This window comes from Caenispirillum salinarum (assembly GCF_044803115.1).
Classification (GTDB): Bacteria; Pseudomonadota; Alphaproteobacteria; order Rhodospirillales; family Rhodospirillaceae; genus Caenispirillum; species Caenispirillum salinarum_A.
On the sequence record NZ_CP085224.1, the window covers coordinates 1,015,145 to 1,037,544 of the forward strand.

Annotated in this window: 21 protein-coding genes; 8 read left to right on the forward strand and 13 right to left on the reverse strand. The window is 69.5% G+C overall.

Annotated elements, in window-relative coordinates; genetic code table 11:
- The first annotated feature begins 4 nt into the window (after positions 1-4).
- Complete coding sequence (gene fdh3B / locus LG334_RS04755) at positions 5-646, forward strand: formate dehydrogenase FDH3 subunit beta (RefSeq protein WP_404383795.1); 642 nt, start codon at positions 5-7, stop codon at positions 644-646.
- Between the two features lie 20 nt (positions 647-666).
- On the forward strand, positions 667-1,740 hold the full coding sequence (locus LG334_RS04760) for a formate dehydrogenase subunit gamma (RefSeq protein WP_404383797.1): 1,074 nt from the start codon (positions 667-669) through the stop codon (positions 1,738-1,740).
- A gap of 48 nt (positions 1,741-1,788) precedes the next feature.
- Here the strand turns inward: LG334_RS04760 and LG334_RS04765 are convergent, their stop codons facing one another.
- The 6 genes from LG334_RS04765 to acsA form a co-directional block, all read right to left on the reverse strand.
- Complete coding sequence (locus tag LG334_RS04765; protein ID WP_404383799.1) at positions 1,789-1,974, reverse strand: hypothetical protein; 186 nt, start codon at positions 1,972-1,974, stop codon at positions 1,789-1,791.
- A 284-nt stretch (positions 1,975-2,258) separates the two neighbouring features.
- Positions 2,259-2,513 carry an acyl carrier protein gene (locus LG334_RS04770; RefSeq protein WP_404383801.1) on the reverse strand — a complete coding sequence of 85 codons (255 nt, stop codon included), beginning with the start codon at positions 2,511-2,513 and terminating at the stop codon, positions 2,259-2,261.
- Positions 2,510-3,694 (reverse strand): dihydrolipoamide acetyltransferase family protein, encoded by a 1,185-nt coding sequence (locus tag LG334_RS04775; protein WP_404383803.1) that lies wholly within the window; start codon positions 3,692-3,694, stop codon positions 2,510-2,512. The genes LG334_RS04770 and LG334_RS04775 overlap by 4 nt, the downstream gene beginning before the upstream one ends.
- A complete protein-coding gene (locus tag LG334_RS04780; protein WP_404383805.1) occupies positions 3,691-4,719 on the reverse strand; it encodes an alpha-ketoacid dehydrogenase subunit beta in 1,029 nt (342 codons plus the stop codon). The genes LG334_RS04775 and LG334_RS04780 overlap by 4 nt, the downstream gene beginning before the upstream one ends.
- Positions 4,716-5,732: a pyruvate dehydrogenase (acetyl-transferring) E1 component subunit alpha gene (gene pdhA, locus LG334_RS04785; RefSeq protein WP_404383807.1), complete on the reverse strand. Its 1,017-nt coding sequence runs from the start codon at positions 5,730-5,732 to the stop codon at positions 4,716-4,718. Before pdhA ends, LG334_RS04780 begins: the two co-directional genes overlap by 4 nt.
- A complete protein-coding gene (gene acsA / locus LG334_RS04790; RefSeq protein WP_404383808.1) occupies positions 5,729-7,489 on the reverse strand; it encodes an acetate--CoA ligase in 1,761 nt (586 codons plus the stop codon). Before acsA ends, pdhA begins: the two co-directional genes overlap by 4 nt.
- A 225-nt stretch (positions 7,490-7,714) precedes the next feature.
- On the opposite strand from acsA, the gene LG334_RS04795 reads away from it, so the two are divergent.
- The gene (locus LG334_RS04795; protein WP_404383810.1) at positions 7,715-8,602 is read left to right on the forward strand and encodes a mechanosensitive ion channel family protein; all 888 of its coding nucleotides are present in this window, start codon (positions 7,715-7,717) and stop codon (positions 8,600-8,602) included.
- A gap of 119 nt (positions 8,603-8,721) precedes the next feature.
- Here the strand turns inward: LG334_RS04795 and LG334_RS04800 are convergent, their stop codons facing one another.
- The 7 genes from LG334_RS04800 to LG334_RS04830 all read right to left on the reverse strand — a co-directional run bounded on the left by LG334_RS04800 (position 8,722) and on the right by LG334_RS04830 (position 16,897).
- Positions 8,722-10,863, reverse strand: coding sequence for an ATP-binding protein (locus LG334_RS04800; RefSeq protein WP_404383812.1), 2,142 nt, complete (start codon positions 10,861-10,863; stop codon positions 8,722-8,724).
- Positions 10,864-10,999: 136 nt separating this feature from the next.
- The gene (locus LG334_RS04805; protein WP_404383814.1) at positions 11,000-11,911 is read right to left on the reverse strand and encodes a LysR family transcriptional regulator; all 912 of its coding nucleotides are present in this window, start codon (positions 11,909-11,911) and stop codon (positions 11,000-11,002) included.
- A gap of 146 nt (positions 11,912-12,057) precedes the next feature.
- On the reverse strand, positions 12,058-12,243 hold the full coding sequence (locus LG334_RS04810) for a hypothetical protein (RefSeq protein ID WP_404383816.1): 186 nt from the start codon (positions 12,241-12,243) through the stop codon (positions 12,058-12,060).
- Between the two features lie 127 nt (positions 12,244-12,370).
- Positions 12,371-13,906, reverse strand: a complete 1,536-nt coding sequence (locus LG334_RS04815; RefSeq protein ID WP_404383818.1) for a tripartite tricarboxylate transporter permease — start codon at positions 13,904-13,906, stop codon at positions 12,371-12,373.
- A 14-nt stretch (positions 13,907-13,920) separates the two neighbouring features.
- Positions 13,921-14,409, reverse strand: coding sequence for a tripartite tricarboxylate transporter TctB family protein (locus LG334_RS04820; protein ID WP_404383820.1), 489 nt, complete (start codon positions 14,407-14,409; stop codon positions 13,921-13,923).
- Positions 14,410-14,615: 206 nt separating this feature from the next.
- Positions 14,616-15,620, reverse strand: a complete 1,005-nt coding sequence (locus LG334_RS04825; RefSeq protein ID WP_404383822.1) for a Bug family tripartite tricarboxylate transporter substrate binding protein — start codon at positions 15,618-15,620, stop codon at positions 14,616-14,618.
- A gap of 188 nt (positions 15,621-15,808) precedes the next feature.
- Positions 15,809-16,897 carry an ABC transporter substrate-binding protein gene (locus tag LG334_RS04830; RefSeq protein ID WP_404383824.1) on the reverse strand — a complete coding sequence of 363 codons (1,089 nt, stop codon included), beginning with the start codon at positions 16,895-16,897 and terminating at the stop codon, positions 15,809-15,811.
- A 63-nt stretch (positions 16,898-16,960) separates the two neighbouring features.
- Between LG334_RS04830 and LG334_RS04835 the strand changes: the two genes are divergently transcribed.
- The 5 genes from LG334_RS04835 (at position 16,961) to bfr (LG334_RS04855) (ending at position 22,083) form a co-directional block, all read left to right on the forward strand.
- Entirely contained in the window at positions 16,961-17,626 is a 666-nt protein-coding gene (locus LG334_RS04835) for a response regulator transcription factor (protein ID WP_404383826.1), read from the forward strand.
- Complete coding sequence (locus LG334_RS04840; RefSeq protein ID WP_404383828.1) at positions 17,623-19,026, forward strand: sensor histidine kinase; 1,404 nt, start codon at positions 17,623-17,625, stop codon at positions 19,024-19,026. The genes LG334_RS04835 and LG334_RS04840 overlap by 4 nt, the downstream gene beginning before the upstream one ends.
- A 159-nt stretch (positions 19,027-19,185) precedes the next feature.
- Entirely contained in the window at positions 19,186-20,910 is a 1,725-nt protein-coding gene (locus LG334_RS04845; RefSeq protein ID WP_404383830.1) for a Na/Pi cotransporter family protein, read from the forward strand.
- A gap of 211 nt (positions 20,911-21,121) precedes the next feature.
- Positions 21,122-21,607, forward strand: coding sequence for a bacterioferritin (gene bfr / locus LG334_RS04850; RefSeq protein ID WP_404383832.1), 486 nt, complete (start codon positions 21,122-21,124; stop codon positions 21,605-21,607).
- Positions 21,604-22,083: a bacterioferritin gene (gene bfr, locus LG334_RS04855; RefSeq protein ID WP_404383834.1), complete on the forward strand. Its 480-nt coding sequence runs from the start codon at positions 21,604-21,606 to the stop codon at positions 22,081-22,083. The genes bfr (LG334_RS04850) and bfr (LG334_RS04855) overlap by 4 nt, the downstream gene beginning before the upstream one ends.
- Positions 22,084-22,400 lie beyond the last annotated feature (317 nt).

The following is a 22,400-nucleotide window of genomic DNA, read 5'->3' on the forward strand; positions in this document are numbered from 1 at the left end:
GCCCATGCCGAAGATGGCGTTTCTCTGCGACTCCGAGCGCTGCATCGAGTGCAACGCCTGCGTCACGTCGTGCAAGAACGAACACGAGGTGCCATGGGGCATGAACCGCCGCCGCGTCATCACCATGCAGGACGGCCAGGCGGGCGAACGCTCGGTTTCCATGGCGTGCATGCATTGCGAAGACGCGCCTTGCGCCGCCGTGTGCCCGACGGACTGCTTCTACCGCACCGATGACGGCGTGGTCCTTCATTCCAAGGACCTGTGCATCGGCTGCGGCTACTGCTTCTATGCCTGCCCCTTCGGAGCGCCGCAGTACCCGCAGACGACGGCCTTCGGCTCGCGCGGCAAGATGGACAAGTGCACCTTCTGCGCCGGCGGACCCCAGGAGGACGGCAGCGAGGAAGAGTACGCGCTTTACGGCGCCAACCGCTTGGCCGAGGGCAAGCTGCCCCTGTGCGCCGAGATGTGCTCCACCCGCTCCCTGATGGCGGGGGACATCGACGAGCTTGCCGACATCTACACCGAGCGCGTGGAGCGGCGCGGCTACGGGTCTCCGGCCTGGGGCTGGGCCACCGCCTACGCGGCCGACCAGGAAGACACCTACGCGCCCGGCGGCCGCGCCATCGGCGAGCGCGACCAGACCTGACGCCACAGGAGGACGGTGCCATGCTTCATCGCGCGCTTCAGGGCCTTGTGCCGCTTCTTGCCGCGCTGCTGATCGCCACGGCGGCGCTGGCGCAGGACGAGGTCGGCGTGGGCGCCGGCCGGGACGTCAACGAGCCGGTGTCGCCGGGGCTCGAACAACAGACGCCGGGGCCGCTGACGGACTTCCGGCTGGTCGGGCCGGAAGAGAAGACAGTGGGGCGCGTCTCCATTCCCGACGAGACGCTGGCGACGCTGATCCAGCCCGAAGGGCGGGACTGGCGCACGTTCCGCATGGAGTACCTGCCCTGGGGCGGGGGCATCGCCATCCTGCTCATGCTCGCCGCGCTGACGGCCTTTTACCTGATCCGCGGGCGGATCGACCTGGACAGCGGAAAGTCGGGGCGGTGGGTGCCCCGGTTCTCGGGGCTGGACCGCTTCGCCCACTGGACGACGGCCGTGTCGTTCCTCCTGCTGGCCATAAGCGGCCTCGTGATCACCTTCGGGCGCCACATCCTGATTCCCGTCATGGGCCACTTTGCGTTCGAGCCGCTGGTCGACGCCATGAAGTACATCCACAACTTCGCGGCGCCGTCGTTCGTGGTCGGGCTGGTTCTGATGCTGGTCCTGTGGATCAAGGACAACATCCCCGGTCGCGACGACGTCATCTGGGTTCGCGAGCTCGGCGGGCTGATGAAGAAGGGGTCCTCGCACCCCGGCAGCGGCCGCTTCAACGCCGGCCAGAAGGGCATTTTCTGGCTGGTGGTCCTGGGCGGCTTCGTGATGGCGGCGAGCGGCGTGACCCTGTTGCTGCCGTTCTACTGGGCCGACGTCGGCGGCATGCAGGTGGCGCACGTCATTCACGCCATCCTCGGCATGGTGTTCGTCATCGTCATCCTGGGCCACATCTACATCGGCACCATCGGCATGGAAGGGGCTTTCGACGCCATGGGCAAGGGCCGCGTCGACGAGAACTGGGCCAGGGAGCATCACGGCGGCTGGTACGAAAAGGTTTGTAACGTCGCCCCGTCACGCTCGGCGGGGGGTGGTGCCGCCGGGGCTGGTGCCGGCCCCGACCGCGGCCCGGAAAAATCCTGACGAGAAAGGGCCGCCCGGGAACGGCCGGGCGGCACCGTCCCGGCCGTGTCAGTGGTCGTCCGGCTCAAGATCGGGCGACCACCCGAGCCGGCCGTCCACCTGGCTTTCATGGTCGACGCGCGCGGAGGACGTCGAGTGGGCCTCCGTCGCGGTCACCGCGAAGCCTTCGAAGACGATGGCCGTCAGGCCCATGGACACCAGCACGAACGCCAGCGAAGAGAGGAACGCCTTCATGATGGGTCTCCTGTTCCGCGTCTGCTTGAGGAACGGGCGGAGCCTTCGGATGGCTCGCGAGTAAGGCGGCCGTGGCGGCCTTTCCAAGCCCGACCTGCATCAACACGCACTCCGTGGCGAGGCGGCACGCTGGGGAAAGCGTGCGCGGGAGAATGCCATGGCGGGTCGGCGACTGGTCATGAAGCTTACCGCGTCGGCTTCGCCGGCGCCGAAGCCGGGCAGCAGGCCGGCGGGGCCGGGGGCAGGACGGCGGCGAAGGACTGGTCGATCTGACCCGGCGCCTCTCACCCCCTCTCTTCGGTCAGGTAGGCGACGGCGCCGGCGATGGTCAGGACCTCGGGCACGTCGCGCTCGGGGATGTCCACGCCCGTGCGCTTGGACAGCCCGGTAACGAAGTTCAGGACGTCCATGCTGTCGAAATCCAGGGCTTCGCGGATGTCGGCGTCCTCGGGAATGTCGGTGGGGTCCGTTTCCGGCGTGAGCGCGCGCAACTCGTCGATGACGGCCGCGCGCAGGTCGGTGGCGGCGGTGGTGGTCATGTCAGGGCCTCCGGGTCTTGCAGAAGGGCGTCCAGGTCGCGCAGGAACAGGGCGCCGCGATGGCCGTCGCTCACCCGGTGATCGGCCGCCAGGCTGGCGGTGACGACGGGGCGCACCTCCAGCGTCACGCCATCGTCCGCCACCCAGGGGCGGCGCAGCACGGCGCCGAAGCCGACGATGGCGACCTGCGGCAGGGTGATGATGGGCATCAGCGTATCCACCCCGCGTTCTCCCAGGCTGCTGACGGTGACGGTGGCATCCGACATTTCGGAGCTTCGCAGCGTGCCGGCGCGGGCGCGGGCCACCAGGTCGCGGAAGCCGGCCATGAGGTCGGGCAGCGTGCGCGCGTCTGCGTCGTGCAGGGCGGGGGCCGTCAGCCCGCCGCCGCGCAGGGCGATGGCCATGCCCAGGTGGACGTGGTCCGCCGGGGCAAAGCCGTCCGGCCCGTAGTGGCCGTTGAGCATGGGGTGCTTCCTCAGCGCCAGCGCCACGGCCTTGCCCAGCACCAGTGTCATGAGCATCCGGTCGGCGGCGGGACGGTCGGTGTTGAAGGCGTCCAGCCATGCCGCGACGCGGGAGGCGTCGATGGTGGCCGACAGGTAGTAGTGCGGGATCTCCCGCTTGGACCTCGCCATGGCCGCCGCGATGGCCTGGCGCATGGCGGCGGGGTCGATGCGGCCGGGCTTGCGCTCGGGTGCGGGCGCGGGCGCGGCGCGCGCGGCCTGCTCGACATCCGTGCTGATGACGGCGCCGCCGGGGCCGGTGCCGGAGAGGGCGGAAAGGTCGACACCCCGCTCCGCCGCCAGCCGCCGCGCCGCCGGAGAGGCGATGGCGCGGCCTGGCGCGGCCGGCGGTGGCGCGACGGGCGCGGGGGCGGCTTCAGCCTCTGCCATGGCCGGTTCGCGTTCCGGCGCGGGGGCGGCGGCGGGCTCTGCGACTTCCTCCTGCCCGTCGTCGATGACGGCCAGGGCCGTGCCGACGGGAACGGTGGTGCCGGGGTCGACCAGCAGGCGGCCGAGCGTGCCGGGCTGGAAGCATTCCACCTCGATCGCGCCCTTCTGGGTCTCCACCACCGCGATGATGTCGCCGCGTTCCACCCTCTCGCCGGGCTTTTTCAGCCATTCCACCAGCCGCCCGGCTTCCATGTCGGCACCCAGCGACGGCATCCTGAAGGTGCTCATGACGCCCCCTTGCCGAGCGTTCCCCGCGCGGCCTCAACGATGGCCTCCACCGAGGGCAGGGCGGCCTGTTCCATATGTTTGGCGTAGGGCATGGGCACCTCCGCCGAGCACACGCGGGCCACCGGCGCGTCCAGGTCCCAGAAGGCCTGGTCCATGATCCGGGCGCTGATTTCGGCCGCCAGGCTGCCGCTGCGCCAGCCTTCGTCCACCACCACGGCGCGGCGGGTGCGGCGGACGGCCGACAGCACCGTGTCCTCGTCCAGCGGGCGCAGGACGCGCAGGTCGATGACGTCGGCCGAGATGCCGTCCTTCGCCAGCGCCTCGGCGGCTTCCAGGGTGCGGCCGAGCATCCCGCCGTAGGTGACGAGCGTGACGTCCGTTCCCTCGCGCCGCTGGGCGGCGTGGGTGATGTCGACGGCCTGCACGGCGTCGGCGTCGGGAGTGGGGCCGGTGGCGTTGTAGAGCATCACATGCTCGAAGATCAGCACGGGGTCCGGGTCCTCGAGCGCCGGCCAGAGCATCCCGCGCGCATCGGCGAGGGTGGCGGGCGCCAGGATGCGCAGGCCGGGGATGTGGGCGTACCAGCCTTCCAGGCTGTGGGAATGCTGGGCCGCCAGTTGCCGGCCGGCGCCGGTCGCCATGCGGATGACCAGCGGCACGTTGAACTGGCCGCCGCTCATGTGCAGCAGGGTCGCCGCACCGTTGACGATCTGGTCCATGGCGAGAAGGCTGAAGTTGACCGTCATGATCTCCACGATCGGCCGCATCCCGTTCAGCGCTGCGCCGATGCCCGCCCCGGTGAAGGTGCTTTCGGAAAGCGGCGTGTCGCGGATGCGGTCCGGCCCGAATTCCGCCAGCAGTCCCTTGGTGACGGCGTAGCAGCCGCCGTAATGCCCGACGTCCTCCCCCATCAGGAACACCCGGTCGTCGCGGGCCAGCGCCTCGCGGATGGCCTCGCGCACGCACTCGCGGTAGGTGGTGGTGCCGGCCGCCTGTTGGCCCGGTGAAAGGGTTTGCGTGCTCATGGCCGGGCCTCCGCGCTGGTGACGAAGCGGGTCAGCGTCTCCACCGGCTCCCAATCGGCCGCCTCGGCGAAGGCGACGGCGTCCTCAATCTCCGTCGAGACGGCGGCCTCCATCGCCTTCAGGTCGTCGTCGTGCAGGTGGCCGGCGGTGCGCATCCAGTCGATGAGGCGGGGGAGCGGGTCGCGGTGCGTCCATTCCTCCACCTCCGCCTTCTCGCGGTAAAGCTGGGCGTCGAACATGGAGTGCGCGCGGAAGCGGTACGTCCGGCATTCCAGGAAATACGGCCCGGCGCCGGCGCGGATGGCAGTGACGGCGCGCCGCGCGGCGGCCTCCACGGCGACCACGTCCATGCCGTCCACCGACTCCGCCGGCAGGCAGTAGGAGTGCGCGCGGGCGGCGAGGTCCGGGCTGGCGTGGCTGAACCGGAGCGCGGTGCCCATGGCATAGAGGTTGTTCTCGCAGAGGAACAGCACCGGCAGGCGCCACAGGGCGGCCAGGTTCAGGCTTTCGTGAAACTCTCCCTCCGCCGCAGCGCCGTCGCCGAAGAAGCAGGCGGTGACCACGTCGCGCCCCTTCATGGCGTCGGCCAGCGCCAGCCCGACCGCCACCGGCAGGCCGCCGCCGACGATTGCGTTGCCGCCGTAGAGGCGGTGCGCGCGGTCGAACAGGTGCATCGATCCTCCACGCCCGCCGCTGCACCCGGATGCCTTGCCGAACATCTCCGCCATCACCGCGCGCATGGGCGTGCCCCGCACCAGCGCCTGGGCGTGCTCGCGGTAGGTGGCGACGACGGCGTCGCGCGGTTCAAGGGCGGCGCAAGTTCCCACGGTGACAGCTTCCTCGCCGTTGTAGAGGTGCAGGAAGCCGCGGATTTTCTCCTGCGTGTACAACTCGGCGCAGCGGTCCTCGAAGCGCCGGACGCGCAGCATGTCGCGCAGGAGCGCCATGAGGTGGCCGTGGGTCAGGTGGACCTTGCCGCCACCGGGCGCGGGCTTGGAGACATCGGCGGTCATGACGCGCCTCCTTCCAGGGTGGAGATGTCGCCCTCGGGCAGGCCCAGCTCGCGCGCCTTGAGAAGCCGGCGCATGATCTTGCCGCTGCGGGTGCGGGGCAGGGTGTCGCGGAAGGCGATGTCGCGGGGCGCGACCGCGCGGCCCAGGCGCTTGCGGGCGTGGCCCAGGATGTCGCGCTTCAGCGCCTCCGACGCCTCGTGGCCGGGTTTGAGCGAGACGTAGGCCTTCACCACCTCCCCGGCGACCGGATCGGGCAGGCCGATGACGCCGGCCTCCGCCACGGCCGGGTGTTCCATGAGGATGCTTTCCACCTCGAACGGGCCGATCAGGTGGCCCGACGACTTGATGACGTCGTCCGCCCGCCCGACGAACCAGAAGTAGCCGTCGCCGTCGCGCATCGCCAGATCGCCGGTCAGGTACCAGCCGTCGGCGAAGCACTTGGCGGTGCGTTCCGGCTCGTTCAGGTAGCGGCGGAACATGGACGGCCAGCCGGCCTTCAGCGCCAGTTCACCGGTGGCGTCGGGGTCGGTGACGGGCGTGACGCGGCCGCCCTCGCGCATCACCACGGCGGCCTCGATGCCCGGCACCGGCTTGCCCATGGAGCCCGGCTTGACGTCCATGCCGGCGTAGTTGGCGATCATGATGCCGCCGGTTTCCGTCTGCCACCAGTTGTCGTGGAAGGGCTTGCCGAAGACGCGATGGCTCCACACCACGGCTTCGGGATTGAGCGGCTCGCCGACGCTGGCGAGGAAGCGCAGGCGCGAGAGGTCGTGCCCGCGCGCCACATCCTCCCCCAGTTTCATGAGCATTCGTATGGCCGTCGGCGCGGTGTACCAGACGGTCACACCCTCGCGCTCCAGGATGGTGTACCAGCGTTCGGCGTCGAACTCGGCCTCGTCGACGATCATGGGCGCGCCCGAGACCAGCGGCGCGATGATGCCGTAGGAGGTGCCGGTGACCCATCCCGGATCGGCCGTGCACCAGTAGGTGTCGGCGCTGTGCAGGTTCAGCACCGCGCGCGCCGTCATGCGGTGGACGATCACGGCGGCATGGACGTGGACGGCACCCTTGGGCTTGCCCGTGGTGCCGCTGGTGAAGTGCAGCAGGGCCGGGTCCTCCGGCCCGGTTGCGGCAATCTCGGCGCCTTCGCCACCGGCCTCTTCCAGCGCCGCCTCCAGGTCGAGCGTGCCGGCGGGCAGATCGTCCGCCCCACCGGCCAGCAGCACGAGCGACAGGCCCGGCATTTCGTCGCGCCAGGGCATGACCTTGCGGCGGTAGAAGGTGTCCGTCGTCACCAGCACGCGGGCGTCGCCGATGGTCATGCGGGCGCGCACGGGCTCCGGCCCGAAGGCGGAGAACAGCGGGGAGAACACGCAGCCCGCCTTCCAGGTGCCCAGGATCGCCGCGTAGAGCGCCGGCCCGCGCCCGAGCAGGCTGAACACGGTGGAGCCGGGCGCGATGTCATGCGCCCGCAGCACAGCGGCGAAGCGGTCCGACAGGCGGTCCAGGTCGGCGTAGGTGAGATCGCGCGGCAGGCCGGAGGCGGGCAGGAAGCGGATGGCGCAACGGTCGCCGCGTCCGTCTTCCACATGGTGGCGCACGGCCTCGAACGCGATGTTCAGCCGCCCGCCCCGCATGGCCAGCAGGCCGTCCAGCTCTCGGTTCAGGTCCACCTCGGCGCGGAGCGTGTCGTAGTCCGGCGCCGAGGGATCGTCCTTGCGGAAGACGGGGAAATCCCCGGCCGTGGTCGCCTGCATGATGCCGCTCCCGCCCTGAAGGTCCGGTGTCCTTCCAGGGTAGGCGGCCGGCGGCCCGGCGCATTGATCCAGGTTAGGGCGGCCGTCCTGATGCGGCGAAAGGGGTGGGCTGCCGGAAAGTGTAAATCGGCCATGGAGATTTTCCGCCACGGACAATATGTATGTCCCTGGCACGAGGACCGATCCCCGGCGCCCATTCCTCCACTGTCCCGACGCTCCCTTCGCATGTCCTGGCTACCCGAAACGCTCCTGTCTCCCGACGTGATGGAGTCCCTGCTTCTCGTCGTCGCGGTCTTCCTGGTCACCACGCTTTCCGTTCGCTTCGTGCGGCGGCGGACGCGGGCGGCCCCGCACGTTCAGCGGCGGTGGACCGCCAACCTGAAGAACGCCGCCTGGTTCCTGCTCCTGGTCGGACTCATGCTCATCTGGGCGCCGCAGTTGCAGGCGCTTGCCCTGTCACTGACGGCAGTGGCCGTCGCCATCGTGGTGGCGACCAAGGAACTGATCCTGTGCTTTTCCGGCTCGTTCATGCGCACGTCCTCGCGGGCGTTTTCGGTGGGCGACTGGGTCGAGGTCGGGGCTGTGCGCGGCGAGGTGGTGGACCACAACATCTTTGCGACGACGCTTCAGGAAATCGACGGCAGCCATTACACGGGCCGCACCGTGGTCATGCCCAACAGCGCCTTCCTGACCTCGCCCGTGCGCAACATGAACCTGCTGCGCAGCTTCGCCTTCCACAGCTTCAACATCACTGTCGACCCGGCCTTCAACCTGTTCCGGGAAGAGGCCGCCGTCCGCGCGGTGGTGGAGCGCCATGTCGCGCCCTTCGCCGCCGACGCCGCCAAGGCCAACGCCCAGATCGAGCGGCGCAGCGGCGTCGACATCCAGGAGCCGACCGTGCGGCTGCGCTTTTCCACCACCGACCTCGGCAAGTACCGCGCGACGGTCACCGTCTTCGTCCCCACCGCCGAGGCCGAAGCCATCGAGGCCGCCGCCACGCGCGAGATCATGGAGGCCCTGCACGAGCGCATCAGCCAGGCGCGCGAGGCCAAGGAGGCGGCCGGGAAGGCCGACGCGCCGGCGGTGCCGGCATCTTCATCGGCAGCATCTTGACGCGCCGGCTTGTCTGTTGAGCGTCCCGGTCCGGGCCCCTCTGGCGATGACCGCGCCGGCTTCCGGTTCGAGGTGGTGGACATGGGGGCGCCTCGGGGCGGCGGGCCGGATGCGCGGCGTCAGCGGTCCGCGGCGATGGGAAGTACGCGGCCCGTTTCCACAAGGCGGGTGGCCGGCAGCCGCACCGTCACCCGCGTTCCCTCGCCAAGCCGGCTGTCCAGAACCAGCGTGCCGCCGTGCATCTCGATGAACTGCTTGCAGATCGGCAGCCCCAGGCCGGTGCCTTCCTTCTTGCGCACCAGGGCGCTGCGGGCCTGGCCGAACGGCTGGAGGACGCGCTCCATGTCCTCTTCGGGAATGCCCGCGCCCTGGTCCTCCACGGTCAGCGCAAGACCACCGGCATCGGCGCGGGCGCTGACGGTGACGGGCGATCCGGGCGCGCTGTACTTGATGGCGTTGCTCAGAAGGTTGATCAGCACCTGGCGGACCCGCAGCGGATCGACGCGCACCAGCGGCAGGGTGTCGGGCAGCGCCACGTTCAGCGGCACATGGGCGCGCTCGGCCGGTTCCTGCACCAGCGAGGCGGCGGTGTCGACGATGTCCTGCAGCCTGGTTTCCGACTCGTCCAGATCCATCTGGCCCGCCTCGATCTTGGACAGGTCGAGCAGGTTGTTGATGAGGTCCAGCAGGTGCTTGCCGGAATAGTGGATGTCGTTGGCATAACCGGCGTAGCGCTCGGGAAGCGGGCCGTCGATGCCCATGGTCAGCAGCTCGGAATAGCCGATGATGGCGTTCAGCGGGGTGCGCAGCTCGTGGCTCATGCTGGCGAGGAAGTTGGACTTTACGCGGTTCGCCTCCTCGGCGGCATCCAGCGCCAGCCGCAGGCGTTCCTCGTTTTCCTTGATGTGGGTGACGTCCTCGCCCAGCACGAAGAACCGGACGATGCGGCCCCGGCTGTCGCGCAGCGGCGTGATGACCTCGTACTCCCAGAACAGATCGCCGTCCTTGCGCCGGTTCAGAAGCTCGCCGCGCCACTGGCTGCCGTCGAGCACCGTCTGCCACAACGTTTCATAGGTGCTCGCGGCGGTGCGGCCCGACTTGAGCAGCGACGGCGTGCGGCCCACCGCCTCGGACGGGGCGTAGCCGGTCATCTCTCCGAAGCGCGGGTTGACGAACTCGATTCGCCCGCGCGTGTCGGTGATGGCGATGCTGACGGGTATGCTCTCCAGGACCTTGTAGAGCGCCGCGATGTCGGCCTTGGCCTCCATCTCCTCGGTGATGTCGGTGACGATGAGCAGCCAGTGCCGGTCGGCCTCGCCGGCGGAGACCTCCAGGTGCAGGTCGTGGCCTTCGCGGTCGACCCCGTGAAGCCGCGCCCGGCTGCAGCCGCGCAGGCGGTCCAGGGGCCAGTCGCCCTGGAACAGGGCATCGAGGCGCGGCATCTCGTCGCGCACCCAGCCGAAAATCGCCTCGGCCTCGTCGTTCATGCGCACCACGCGCTGCCCGTCCGCGTCGAGCACCAGCAGACCGACGGGAAGGTGGTCGAGCAGGCCGCTCTGGAAGCCTTCCAGCTGGGCCAGGCGCACCACCGCCCGCTCCACGTCGTAGCTCAGCGGCCAGAGAAGCCGGCGGCCGAGCAGCGCGAGAAAGGCGAGGAAGGCGACCACGGCCGCCAGCGCATAATCGCGGACCCGGTCGTACCGGCGCTGAGACGCAGCCTCCAGGTCCGAGACCAGGGCTTCAAGCTCGCGGGTCAGGGGCCCCGCCACGGCGGTCCTGATGCGGTCGGCGGCCCGCGCGAAGTCCAGCGTGTAGGGACCGCCCGCCAGGGCGGCGGCGGCCAGGGCATGGGCCCTGAACTGCGTGAACTCCTGCCGGAGCGCTTCGTCGAGCACGGCGCCCGTGTCCGGGGCATCCAGCGTGAGCCCGTCGGCGCGGGCCTGTTTCAGCCGGGCGAAGCCGGTCTCCATGGCCGCGATGTCCGTCTCGATCCGCTCGGCGATCGCACCGGCGTCGGCCATGCCGTCGCGCAACTCGACGACCGACAGGGCGACGCGCTGGGCCAGCATGCGCTGACGGCCCATGGTGTTGATCAGCGACCCGACCTGGTCGCGCTCCACGACGAAAATCAGGAATGTCGCGCATCCCACCACCGAGGCCGCCCCCACCAGAAGCAGGACCGCGAGAAGCCGGCGCCGCATGACGAGGCCGACGCGCTGCCACCGGCCGCGGATTTCGGGCATCAGGTCGAACAGATGCATGAACCGTCCCCCCAGTCCTATAAGCGCCCCTCCCCAGGATGTATATCTATTAGGCCTAAAGTTATTTCTTTGACTTTGGATAAGTCCGAGGGGTTGGGAGGCCGGGCGGGGGCCGGGCGGGGGCCGGGCGGCAGGCTCAGGTGACGGTCGCGGCGTCCCGCAGGACGGCCAGCAGCCGCCGTGCCGCCGGGGGCAGCGTGGCCTCGCCGGCATGGATGACGTTCAGCCGGCGGCACGCCCAGGCGTCGGACAGCGGCGCACCGGCGATGTCCATGGTCTCGGCGTGCCGCTCTACGCTGCTCTTGCGCAGGAAGCCGATGCCCAGGCCTTCCTCCACCAGCCGGCGCAGCGACCCGAAGCGGGTCACCAGCATCGTGGGCGCGAGCGTCACCCCCGCCTCGGCGCAGGCGGCGTTGATCAACTCGTCGATGGAGCCGCCCTGGTGGATGGAGATCACGTCGTAGCGGCAGGCCTCGGCGAAGGGGACCGGCGTTCCGGCCGGCCGGTCGCGCAGCAGGGGGTGATCGCTGGGGGTCACCACCCAGATGGGGTCCTCGCAGAACGGCAGGTGGCAGAGCCCCCGCGCCGCGGCGTTGTCGGCCACCACCGCAAGGTCGACACGGCCTTCGCGCACGGCCTCGACGGCTTCGCGGGTATACAGCTCCTGCAGATGCAGCGTGATGTCGGGGTTCTCGGCCCGGAAGCGGGCGAGTACGCGGGGCAGGTGGCCGTTCAGGGCCGACGTCACGGCCGACAGCCAGATCTCGCCGCCCGTGCCCTCGGCGAAGCCGCGCAGGTCCTGGCTGAGGGTGCGGATGTCGGACAGGATGCGCTCGCCGTGGCGGGCCAGGGCCTCGCCCTCGGGCGTGAGTGCCACGCCGCGCGGCAGACGACGCAGCAGGCGGACCTTGAGCGTGGATTCCAGGTCGCTGATGCGCCGGCTGACGGCAGAGGCGGCGATGTGCTCGCGGCGGGCGGCCTCGCCGATGCTGCCGGCGCGGGCGACGGCCAGGAACAGGCGGATGGTGACGATGTCGAAGGTCTGCACGCGGTCACTCCGGTGGGGCTCTTGGACGCGACGCCGATGGTCGTCGTCGCTGCGTTCAACCGCCACGCAGGCTCTCGCGCCACAAGGCGCGGCGGCCAGTCGGCCTTGCCGAGCGACACGCCCATGTTTTCATGCGTCGCCCGGTATCAGAGCTTCAGACGCCGGAACTCTGCCTCCATGACGTCGGTCATCGCTTGCGGGTTCCCTTCGCTGCGGCCGGTCATGGCGACGGCGAAGGCGAAAACGGCGGCGGCTTGTTCGGCGGCGCGGACCAGGCGCGGCAGCAGCCGGGACGCGGGCGCCGGAAACGGGCCGGTGGTGATGGCGGACATGATCCTTCTCCTCTCTCGAATCCGTGAGGAAAGTCTAGGACCATGCCCGGCCGGTCACCATCGCCGGTTGACGAGGGGAGGGGACGCGGCCCGGCAAGGCTGCCGGAGCCGCGCCCCCGTCGCCGTGTTACTCGCCGTCCCCCGAGGCGGCGGCCCAGCGCATCCGCCGCCAGGTGTTGACGGTGCGGATCAGCGGCACCACCAGCGTCAGCACCGTCAGCAGGGTGATCGCCAGCGTCAGCGGGCGCTCCCACAGGAAGGCGATGGAGCCGTCGTAGATGGACAGCGCGCGGCGCAGGTTGTCCTCGATCATGTCGCCCAGGATGAAACCCAGGATCAGCGGCGCCATGGGGAAGGCCAGCAGCCGCAGGACGATCGCCGCCACGGCGAAGGCCGCCATCATGTAGATGTCGAAGGTGTTGAACGACACCAGGTACACGCCGATCAGCGAGAAGAACAGGATCAGCGGGATCAGCACCGGCCGCGGCAGCGCCAGCAGCTTGGCGATGTAGGGGATAAGCGGCAGGTTCAGGATCAAGAGGACGATGTTGCCCAGGTACATGGACACGATCACCGACCAGAACACGTCCGGCGCTTCCTGGAACAGGCGCGGCCCCGGCTGCACGCCGTAGGAGATCAGCGCGCCCAGCATCACCGCCGTGGTGCCCGAGCCCGGAATGCCCAGCGTCAGCAGCGGCACGAACGACCCCGTGCAGGCGGCGTTGTTGGCGCTTTCGGGCGCCGCCAGGCCGCGCAAGCTGCCCTTGCCGAAGCCCAGCTTGTCTTTGGCCGAGGCCACCGTGCGTTCCATGCCGTAGGCGAGGAACGAGGCGATGGTGGCGCCGGCGCCCGGCAGCACGCCGATGAAGAAGCCCAGCACGGACGACCGCCCGATGGTCGGGATGATGGTGCGGATCTCCTCGCGGCTGACTCTCAGCGAGCCGACGCCGCTGGCGGAGGCGTCACGGGTCTTCTCGCTGGCGTCGTCGCGCCTGAGCACCGCCATCAGGGCTTCCGACAGGGCGAAGGTCGCCATGGCGAGCAGCAGGAAGCTGATGCCGTCCACAAGGTCCAGGCTGCCGAAGGTGTAGCGCTGCACGCCGGCCGAAGGATCGGTGCCGACGGTGGAGATCATCAGGCCCAGAACCGTCGCCATCAGCGCCTTGATTACCTGTCCCGGCGCGGTGAAGGCGGACACCGCGGTCAGGCCCAGGATCATCAGCACCAGGTAGTCCGACGACTGGAAGCTCAGCGCCACCGAGGCCAGCGCGGGTGCCGCCACCAGCAGGAAGATGGCGCCGATGGTGCCGCCGGAGAACGACGAGTAGGCGGCGATCGCCAGCGCCTTGCCGGCCTGGCCCTTCTGGGCCATCGGATAGCCGTCAAACGCGGTGGCGACGGTGCCGGCGACGCCCGGCGCGTTGATCAGGATCGACGACGTGGAGCCGCCGAAGATGGCGCCATAGTACACGCCGGCCATCAGGATCATGCCCGACGCCGGGTCGAAGCCGTAGGTGATGGGGATCATCAGCGCGATGGCCGAAATGGGGCCGAGCCCCGGCAACATGCCGATGAAGGTGCCCGCGAAACACCCGACGAAGACCATCAGGATGTTGAGCGGCGTGATGGCCGTGGACAGGCCGAGGGTAATCCCTTCCCACATGGTTCAGGTCCTTCTCAGCTTGTCAGGGCGCGGATCAGCGCGCCGGGGTCGAGGTACAGACCGAGCACCTGCGTCATCAGCGCCCAGAACACCACGGCGACGGGGACAGAGGCGCCCAGCACGACAGTCCAGCGGCGCTCGCCCAGAATCAGGTAGCCGGCGGCCAGGAACAGCGACGTCGCGATGATGAAGCCCAGCGGCTTGAAGGCCGCGCCGTAGGCGACCATGGCGACCACCAGGGCGGCGACGCGGCCCCAGTCGAAGCCGGCCCAGCTTTCGGGCTTTCCATGCTTCTCGCCGGCCTTGGGCTTGCGCATCACGGTGAACAACTGTGCCAGCGACAGCACGATGCCGATCACGGCCAGCGCATAGGGAAAGGTGCGGGGGGTGAAGGGTTCGAACTCCTGCCCCGGGAACAGCTGGATGCTGCCCGCGTGCCACCCGTAGGCGACCGAAAGGGCCAGGAAGCACAGTGCCGCGACGGCATCGCGCGACAGGGTCATGGGAGATCTCCGCGTGTCGGGGAGGGGGAGGGGCGGGCGGCGGCGGGCACTGTTCCGGGCGACACTTGAAATTATCGACGTGTCGCCCGGCGAGGCCGACCGGCCGCCGCGCCCTGCGGCGCGTAAGCCTGCACGGCGCCTGAATGCAGCCTCGACGGTTTTAACCGTCGAGGCGTACGAGCCGCGCCGCCACACCAGGGCCGGGATCAGCGCAGGAAGCCCATTTCCCGCATCAGCTCACCCATTTCCTCTTCCTGCTTGGCGAGGAACTCGGTGAATTCCGCGGGCGGCAGGTAAAGGTTCTGCCAGCCGTTCTTGGCGCGGATTTCCTCCCAGGTCTCGGTCTCCATCATGTTTTCGACCTTGGTCGCGAAGGCCTGCTTGCGCTCGTCGGAGATGCCGGGGGCCCCAAACACGCCGCGCCAGTTGGCGAAGTCGATGTCGGCGCCGCTTTCCTTGAACGTCGGGACGTCGGGCAGCACCTCGACGCGCTCGGGCGCGCTGACGGCGATGATGCGCAGCTGGCCGTCGCGGTGCGGACCGATGGCTTCGCCCAGGCCGGTGGACAGAAGCTCCGTCTCGCCCGACAGGAAGCCGGCCAGCGCCTTGCCGCCGGCGTCATAGGGCACGTAGGCGACCTGGCGCGGGTCTTCGCCGGCGGCGCGGAAGGCCGAGGCGGGGACCAGGTGGTCAAGATCGCCGCGCACCGAGCCGCCGGCGATCTTCACGCTGCGCGGGTCCTCGCGGAAGCGCTCCAGCACGTCCTCGAAGGTCTTGATCTCGGAATCCGGCTGCACGGCCAGGATCTGATAGTCGCCGATGACGCGGGCGACCGGCGTCACGTCGCGGTAGGAATAGGGGAAGATCTTGGTCAGCGAGCGCACGATGATCGGCGTCGAGTTGACCATCAGGGTGTTTTCCTGGCGGTCGGCGGTCTCGATCAGGTAGCCGATGGCCTTGCCGCCGCCGGCGCCGGACATGTTCTCGTAGGAATCGTTCTTGATCAGGCCTTCCTGCTTCATGGTCATGCCGATGGCGCGGGCCGTCGAATCCCAGCCGCCGCCGGCGCCGCCGGGGATCAGGAAGTGGATGGTGTCGATGTCCTCCTGCGCGTGGGCGGGGACGCCCGGCAGGCCGGAGACGGCGAACAGGCCGGCGGCCGCGATGCCGCCAAGGACGGCGCGGCGGGTCAGGCTCTTGAAGCTCTTCATGGATGTTCCTCCACGGTACGGTCATGGACATGGCCGTCGCGGGGGAGGCAGGGAATCACTCGGATTTCTGTAAACGTCCTCCCGGCGCTCCTCGGACCTCCTGCTCTTCTCGGGGATGGTCCGCGCGACTGGGAAAGGATGATACGGGCCGTTCCTGTCACCAACCTGTCATCCGGAGATGGGGGGCATCACGGATGGAGAAGGGTCTGGTTCCAGCGCCGGATGATCTGCCGGCGCTTGGCCTGGTCCAGGAAGGCCAGCAGCCCCGAGCCCACCGGGATGGGACGGAACCGGCGATCCAGGCGCCCCGCCGGATCATGACCGGCGGTGGCGGCGTCCACATCCGGGTGAAGGGTGCCCAAGCCCGCGGCGGCGACGGCGCGCTGGCCCTTTTCCGACAGCAGGAAATCAAGGAAGGCGCGGCCCAGGTCGGGCAGGCGGGCGGCGCGCGGCACCAGGCCCAGGCGCGACAGCACCACCGTGTAGTCCCTTGGCTGCACGATGCCGATGTCGGGGCCGCCTGCCGCCATGGCGCGGGCGTAGGAGCCGAGGATGTTGTAGCCCAGCACGAAGCGCCCCTGCGCCACCCGGTCGATCATGGCGGCGGAGTTGGAGTACAGCTTCACCCCCGCCCGCCCCATGAGCGCCACCAGCCGCCAGATGTCGTCGGACTGCCTGACGTCCCACGCCAGGAACTGAAAGCCGACGCCGCTGCGCTCCACGTCGTAGGTGGCGATGCGGCCGTGGAACAGGTCCTGCCGCGCGTCCAGCAGCGCCGCCAGTTCCGCCCGCGTCGCCGGCGGCGTCAGGCCTTCCGCGGCGAAGAAAGGCTTGTTGTAGATGATGGTCGCCGGCTCGAACGTCAGGCCGAACAGGGTGTCCCGCCACGACGCCCACGGCGGCAGGTAGTTGGCCGTCGGCATGTCGAGCCGGCGCGCGTAGCCGTCGTTGGCCAGCTTGAACTGAAGCCCGATGGCCGAACTGAAGACGAAGTCCGCCGTCTGCCCGCCGGCGTCGGTCTCGTCGCGCACGCGCTCGAAGATTTCCACCGACTGCAGGTCGTGGTAGGCCACCGCAATGGCGTCGTACTCCGCCTGGAAGGCCTCGATCACCGGGGCGATGAGGGGGGTGTCGGCGGTGCTGTAGATGACCAGCGTCGCAGCCGGTGCGGCTTCGCTGGCGCTGGGCGCGGGAAACAGGGTGGGCTCCCGCGCCAGGACCTCGGGGCCGGCAAGGCAGAGCGTCAGAAGGACAAGGAGTCGCAGAAGGGGGCGCATGGCGCCAGAATGCCGCCTTCGCGGTCTCTTCACAACGGCCGAGGGTGGGGATAGCCTCAGGCGATGCGCCTGCTGATCGTCGAAGACAACCCCGACCTGGCCGACACCCTGCGCCGTCTTCTGGCGGCGGACGGCCATGCCGTCGACATCGCCACCGACGGGGAAGGGGCCGACGCCACCCTGTCCGCCGAGGCCTTCGACCTGGTGGTGCTGGACCTGGGCCTGCCCGACATGGACGGGATGGAGGTCCTGAAGAACCTGCGCGCGCGCGGCAGTGAGACGGCGGTGCTGGTCCTGACTGCGCGAGGCGGGCTGGACGACCGGGTGCGGGGCCTCGACCTCGGCGCCGACGACTACCTCGCCAAGCCCTTCGAGGTGGAGGAACTGGAGGCCCGCGTCCGCGCCCTGCTGCGGCGCAAGGCCGGCGCGTCGGGTGGAACGCTGCGGGTCGGGCGGCTGGAGTTCGAGGTGGGCACGCGCCGCCTTCGCCTGTGCGGAGAGGCCGTGGAACTGCCGCGCCGCGAGTTGGACGTGCTGGAGGCCCTGGTGCTGCGGCACGGGCGCGTGGTGTCCAAGCGGGAACTGGCCGACAGCGTGTCGGGCTTCGACGAGCCCCTGAGCGACACCGCCGTGGAGCTTTACATCAGCCGCCTGCGCCGCAAGCTGGAGCCGGCAGGGCTGCGGGTGCGGGTGCTGCGCGGCCTGGGCTACGTGCTGGAAGACGCATGACCGGCCGCCGCCATTCGCTGCGCCGCAGCCTGTTCGGCTGGGTCCTGGTGCCCCTGGTGGGCCTGAGCCTCGTCTTCGCGCTGGAGGGCTACGCCGATGCGCGGCACCAGGCGAACCGGGCCTTCGACCGCACGCTGGCGGGCTCGGCCCTGACCATGGCGGACCGCGTCGCCATCGCCGACGACGGCGGGCTTCAGGTCGACATTCCCTACGTCGCCCTGGAAATGCTGACGTCGCTGGCCGAGGAGCGGGTGTTCTACCAGGTGCGCAACCCCGTCGACGGTTTCGTGACGGGCTACCAGGACCTGCCGTCCCCGCCGAAAGAGCCCGCCGTCGGCGGCGGGCCCGTGTTCTATGACGCGACCTATCGCGGCGCCCCGATCCGGGCGGTCGCCCTGGCCGGCGCCGCATCGGACGCCGCCCGGTCCGTCGGCTACACCGTGATTGTTGCCGAGACGACCCAGGCGCGCGAAAGCCTGGCGCGCGCGGCGCTGGCGCGGCTGTCGCTGCGCCTGACCATCCTGGTGGGCATCGTCAGCCTGATGGTGTGGCTGGGAATCCGCCGGGGCCTTGCTCCGCTGGCCCGCCTGGAGAAGGCGGTGGCGCGCCGCAACCCCGACGACCTGCGGCCGCTGCGGCGGAACATTCCCGCCGAGACCGAACGGCTGGTGGACGCCTTCAACGCCTTCATGGGCCGGCTGGCGGATGCGCTGGGGTCCCTGCGCCGGTTCACCGGCAACGTCGGCCACCAGTTGCGCACGCCGCTCGCGGTGGCGCGGGGGAACCTGGCGCTGGCGGCACGGGCCGACGACCGGGCCGAGATGGCGGAGCATCTGCGCAAGGCCGACGCCGCGACGCGCGAGGCCGAACGGCTGGTGGAGCAGTTCCTGCTGCTGGCCCGGCTGGAGGAAAGCCGGGCCAGCGCCGAAGGCATGCAGCGCCTCGACCTGGCGGAGGTGGCGGAGGAGGCGGCGCTGGACCGCGCCGATCAGGCGCTGCGGGCGGGGCTGGACATGTCGCTGGAAAAGCCTGCCGCGCCGGCCCTGGTCAAGGGCAACCCGATCCTTCTGCGCGAGGTGGTGCTGAACCTCATCGACAACGCCATCCGCCATGCCGCGCCGGGGCCTCTGCGGATCGCGCTGAAGGCCGGGGGCGACACGGTGGAACTGGCGGTCAGCGACGCCGGCCCGGGCATCCCGGCGGACAAGGGCGCCATGGTGCTGTCGCGCTTCGGCCGCATGAATGACGGCGGGCGCGGCGGCTATGGCCTGGGGCTCGCCATCTGCCGGGAGATCGCCGACGCCCACGGCGGCACGCTGCGTCTCGACCCCGGCCCCGGCGGCCACGGACTGCGGGTCAGCCTTCAACTGCCCCGCGATGCGGACCGCCCGGTGCGCTAGCGCCCTTGCAGGGGGCTGGCCGCGTCGGACGGACCCTTGGTCGCGTCCAAGCGTTCCAGAAGAATGCGATAGTCGTCAAATCCTGGCGCCTGCGGCCGCGGGCCGGCCCTGCCGGCCGCCGTCGGTCCCGTCAATTCTGGACATGGAGCATTCGACCCGGTGGGTTCTGGCACCGAAGGCTTGATCACCGTTCTGGGCGGCGTGGCGCTCCTGCTCTGGGGCTTGCGCATGGTCGGCACCGGCGCGACGAGGGCCCTGGGCGGAGAGTTGCGGACCGTCCTCGGCAGGGCGACCGGCAACCGCATCTCCGCCCTGCTCTCCGGCCTCGGCTTCACGCTCCTGCTGCAGTCGAGCACGGCGGTCGTGCTGCTGGTGTCCGGCTTTGCGTCGCGCGGCATGATGACCGTGGCGGCCGGGCTGGCGGCGGCGCTGGGGGCGGACGTCGGGACCACGCTGGTGGCGCAGGTTCTCAGCCTCGACCTCGGGGTGCTCGGGCCGCTGCTGGCCCTGGCCGGCCTGATCGTGTTCAAGGCCCAGTCCACCAAGGCGGGGCGCAATACCGGGCGCATCCTGCTGGGTCTCGGGCTCATGCTGGTGGCGCTTCAGTTGATCGGGGCGGGCGCGGCGCCCATCCGGCAGTCGCCGGTCATGCAGCAGGTGATCCTGGCGCTGGGGGACGAGCCGCTGCTGGCCCTTCTGCTGGGCGCGCTGCTGACGCTGGTCAGCCATTCCAGCCTTGCCATGGTGCTGTTGCTGGTCACGCTGGCCCGCGCCGGCGACATGCCCGTGGAAGTCGGCTTCCTGCTGCTGCTGGGCGTCAATCTGGGCGGCCCGCTACCGGCCCTCATCGCCACGCTGGGCGACGCGCGCGAGGCCCGGCGCGTGCCCCTGGGCAACCTGGTCTTCCGCATCGTCGGCGTGTTGGCCGTGCTGCCGTTCCTGGGCGTGCTGGCGCCCTGGATGGCATCGCTGGAGGCGGACGCCGGGCGCCAGATCGTGCATGCCCACACGCTGTTCAACGTTGCCCTGGCGGTGGCCTTCCTGCCGCTGACCGGCGCCGCCGCCCGTCTGGCCGGGCGTCTGGCGCCGCCTGCGGTGGTGGAGGACCCTCTGGCGCACGGGCAGCCCTTGTACCTGCGCGACGACCGGGGGCGGAGCGCCGCGCAGGCGCTGAACAGCGCAACGCGCGAGGCCCTGCGCATGGGCGACATCGTCTTCGCCATGCTCGACGGCAGTATCGAGGCGCTGAGGAGCGGCGACACCGCCCGGATCAAGGCGATCCAGCGCATGGACGACGATGTCGATTCCCTGAACGAGGCGATCAAGTTCTATCTGACCGAAATCAGCCGCCAACCCCTGACCGGCGAGCAGAGCCAGCGCTGCATGACCGTGTTCAGCTTCGTGACGAACCTGGAGCACATCGGCGACATCATCGACAACAACCTGATGGACCTGGCGAGCCGCAAGGCGAAGCGGCATCTGACCTTCTCGGACGCGGGCGAGCGCGAGATCGCGCTGCTGCACGACCGCCTGACCGAGAACCTGCAACTGGCGCTGAACATCTTCGCCTCCAACGACCAGGACCTGGCCGAGCAACTGCTCGACGACAAGCGGGCCTTCCGGGACGAGGAGGTGCGGGCGACCCACGCCCACCTCGAGCGTCTGCAGATGGGCTATGCCGAAACCATCGAGACCAGCGCCATCCACCTCGACCTGCTGCGCGACCTGCGCCGGATCAATTCCCACATCACCGCGACGGCCTACCCGGTGCTGGCGCCGCAGGGGATGGGGGCTGCGGCGGCGCACGGCCGGGTGCGGCGGAACGATGACGTGCGAACCCGCTACGGCCTGACCGGCAGGTCCGCGCGGCCGTTGCGGCGGTGAGGCGCCGCGGCGGCGCTCCGGGCGGGGCGCCGGGCCGGGCCGGGCAGAGGTCTAGGCTCCGACCGGTTATTCAGCGAATACTTTATTGAGAATGAATTTCATTATGCTTTTCGTGTCTTTATAGTATTTTTATTTTTATGCGCTTGCCTGGCGGCGACTTCGCTGGTACCGTCCTTACCTTCTTTGAAAGATTCAAAAGAGGAGCGCACCGATGCGGGGCGACCCCACGATTATTGCCGAGTTGAACGGTCTTCTGGCCTACGAGATGCTTGCCGCAGACCAGTATTTCGTCCATGCCCACGTCTACGAGGACATGGGCTTCTTCCGCCTGTACGAGCGCATCAAGCACGAGCAGGAAGAAGAGCTGGAGCACGCGCAGAAGCTGATCCGCCGCATCCTGTTCCTGGGCGGCACGCCGGACCTGGGCACCCGCCAGACGCCGACCATCGCCGCCGACGTGCCGGGCATGTTCAAGGCCGACCTGGACATGGAAATGAAGGTCGTTTCCGAACTGCGCCGCGTCATGGCGCTGGCCGAGGAGAAGCGGGATTACGTCACCCGCGACACGCTGCTCGGCCTGCTCGACGACACCGAGGAAGACCACGTCTACTGGCTGGAGCAGCAGCTCCGCCTGATCGACGCCATGGGTATCCAGAACTACCTGCAGAGCCAGATGGACGGGAGTGTTTCGGAATGAAGGGCGACAAGGGAATCAACAAGGAGCTGAACGCCGTCCTCAAGGTGCAGCTCACCAACATCAACCAGTACTTCCTGCATGCCCGCATGCACCGGAACTGGGGCTACCACGAACTGGACGAGCGCACCTACAAGGCCTCCATCAAGGCCATGAAGCACGCCGACAAGGCGATCCAGCGCATCCTGTTCCTGGAAGGCCTGCCCAACCTGCAGGACCTGGGCAAGCTGTACATCGGCGAGAACGTGCCGGAAGTCCTGAAGAACGACCTGAAGGCCGAGTCCGGCTATCGCGAGGTGCTGGTCGAGGCCATCGCCAAGTGCGAGAAGGAGCAGGACTTCGTCAGCCGCGCCATGCTGGTGGACTTCCTGGACGATGCGGAAGAGTTCATCGACTATCTGGAAACCAACATTGGCCTGATCGACAAGGTCGGCATCCAGAACTACCTGCAGTCGGCGGTGGGCGAGATCGGCGACTGATCCTCCCATTCGGGCGGATGATTATTGGAACGGGCCGCGGGAGCATATCTCCCGCGGCCCGTTTTCTTAGAGCCCAACCCGAAACTCCGGCGGGTCGGCTGGACGGAGCTTTTGTCGCCCGGCTGCGTTGCCAATCCTCGCCGATGCCGCCGGCATCGATTGCGTTTGGCGCCTGACCGAGCCAAAAAATCCCTCGCCCACCCTCAGCCGCTGGATTTCGGGTTGGGCTCTTATACCGGACGACGCCGGAAATCGTACACGTGTCGTCCGGCAAGGCCGACTGGCCGCCGCGCCTGATGGCGCGTGAGCCTGCGTGG

Excerpts from the sequence above, each read along its gene's own strand:
- fdh3B (WP_404383795.1), top strand. The coding sequence starts at position 5 with ATGCCGAAGATGGCGTTTCTCTGCGACTCCGAGCGCTGCATCGAGTGC.
- LG334_RS04760 (WP_404383797.1), top strand. The coding sequence starts at position 667 with ATGCTTCATCGCGCGCTTCAGGGCCTTGTGCCGCTTCTTGCCGCGCTG.
- LG334_RS04765 (WP_404383799.1), bottom strand. The coding sequence starts at position 1,974 with ATGAAGGCGTTCCTCTCTTCGCTGGCGTTCGTGCTGGTGTCCATGGGC.
- LG334_RS04770 (WP_404383801.1), bottom strand. The coding sequence starts at position 2,513 with ATGACCACCACCGCCGCCACCGACCTGCGCGCGGCCGTCATCGACGAG.
- LG334_RS04775 (WP_404383803.1), bottom strand. The coding sequence starts at position 3,694 with ATGAGCACCTTCAGGATGCCGTCGCTGGGTGCCGACATGGAAGCCGGG.
- LG334_RS04780 (WP_404383805.1), bottom strand. The coding sequence starts at position 4,719 with ATGAGCACGCAAACCCTTTCACCGGGCCAACAGGCGGCCGGCACCACC.
- pdhA (WP_404383807.1), bottom strand. The coding sequence starts at position 5,732 with ATGACCGCCGATGTCTCCAAGCCCGCGCCCGGTGGCGGCAAGGTCCAC.
- acsA (WP_404383808.1), bottom strand. The coding sequence starts at position 7,489 with ATGCAGGCGACCACGGCCGGGGATTTCCCCGTCTTCCGCAAGGACGAT.
- LG334_RS04795 (WP_404383810.1), top strand. The coding sequence starts at position 7,715 with ATGTCCTGGCTACCCGAAACGCTCCTGTCTCCCGACGTGATGGAGTCC.
- LG334_RS04800 (WP_404383812.1), bottom strand. The coding sequence starts at position 10,863 with ATGCATCTGTTCGACCTGATGCCCGAAATCCGCGGCCGGTGGCAGCGC.
- LG334_RS04810 (WP_404383816.1), bottom strand. The coding sequence starts at position 12,243 with ATGTCCGCCATCACCACCGGCCCGTTTCCGGCGCCCGCGTCCCGGCTG.
- LG334_RS04815 (WP_404383818.1), bottom strand. The coding sequence starts at position 13,906 with ATGTGGGAAGGGATTACCCTCGGCCTGTCCACGGCCATCACGCCGCTC.
- LG334_RS04820 (WP_404383820.1), bottom strand. The coding sequence starts at position 14,409 with ATGACCCTGTCGCGCGATGCCGTCGCGGCACTGTGCTTCCTGGCCCTT.
- LG334_RS04825 (WP_404383822.1), bottom strand. The coding sequence starts at position 15,620 with ATGAAGAGCTTCAAGAGCCTGACCCGCCGCGCCGTCCTTGGCGGCATC.
- LG334_RS04830 (WP_404383824.1), bottom strand. The coding sequence starts at position 16,897 with ATGCGCCCCCTTCTGCGACTCCTTGTCCTTCTGACGCTCTGCCTTGCC.
- LG334_RS04835 (WP_404383826.1), top strand. The coding sequence starts at position 16,961 with ATGCGCCTGCTGATCGTCGAAGACAACCCCGACCTGGCCGACACCCTG.
- LG334_RS04840 (WP_404383828.1), top strand. The coding sequence starts at position 17,623 with ATGACCGGCCGCCGCCATTCGCTGCGCCGCAGCCTGTTCGGCTGGGTC.
- bfr (WP_404383832.1), top strand. The coding sequence starts at position 21,122 with ATGCGGGGCGACCCCACGATTATTGCCGAGTTGAACGGTCTTCTGGCC.
- bfr (WP_404383834.1), top strand. The coding sequence starts at position 21,604 with ATGAAGGGCGACAAGGGAATCAACAAGGAGCTGAACGCCGTCCTCAAG.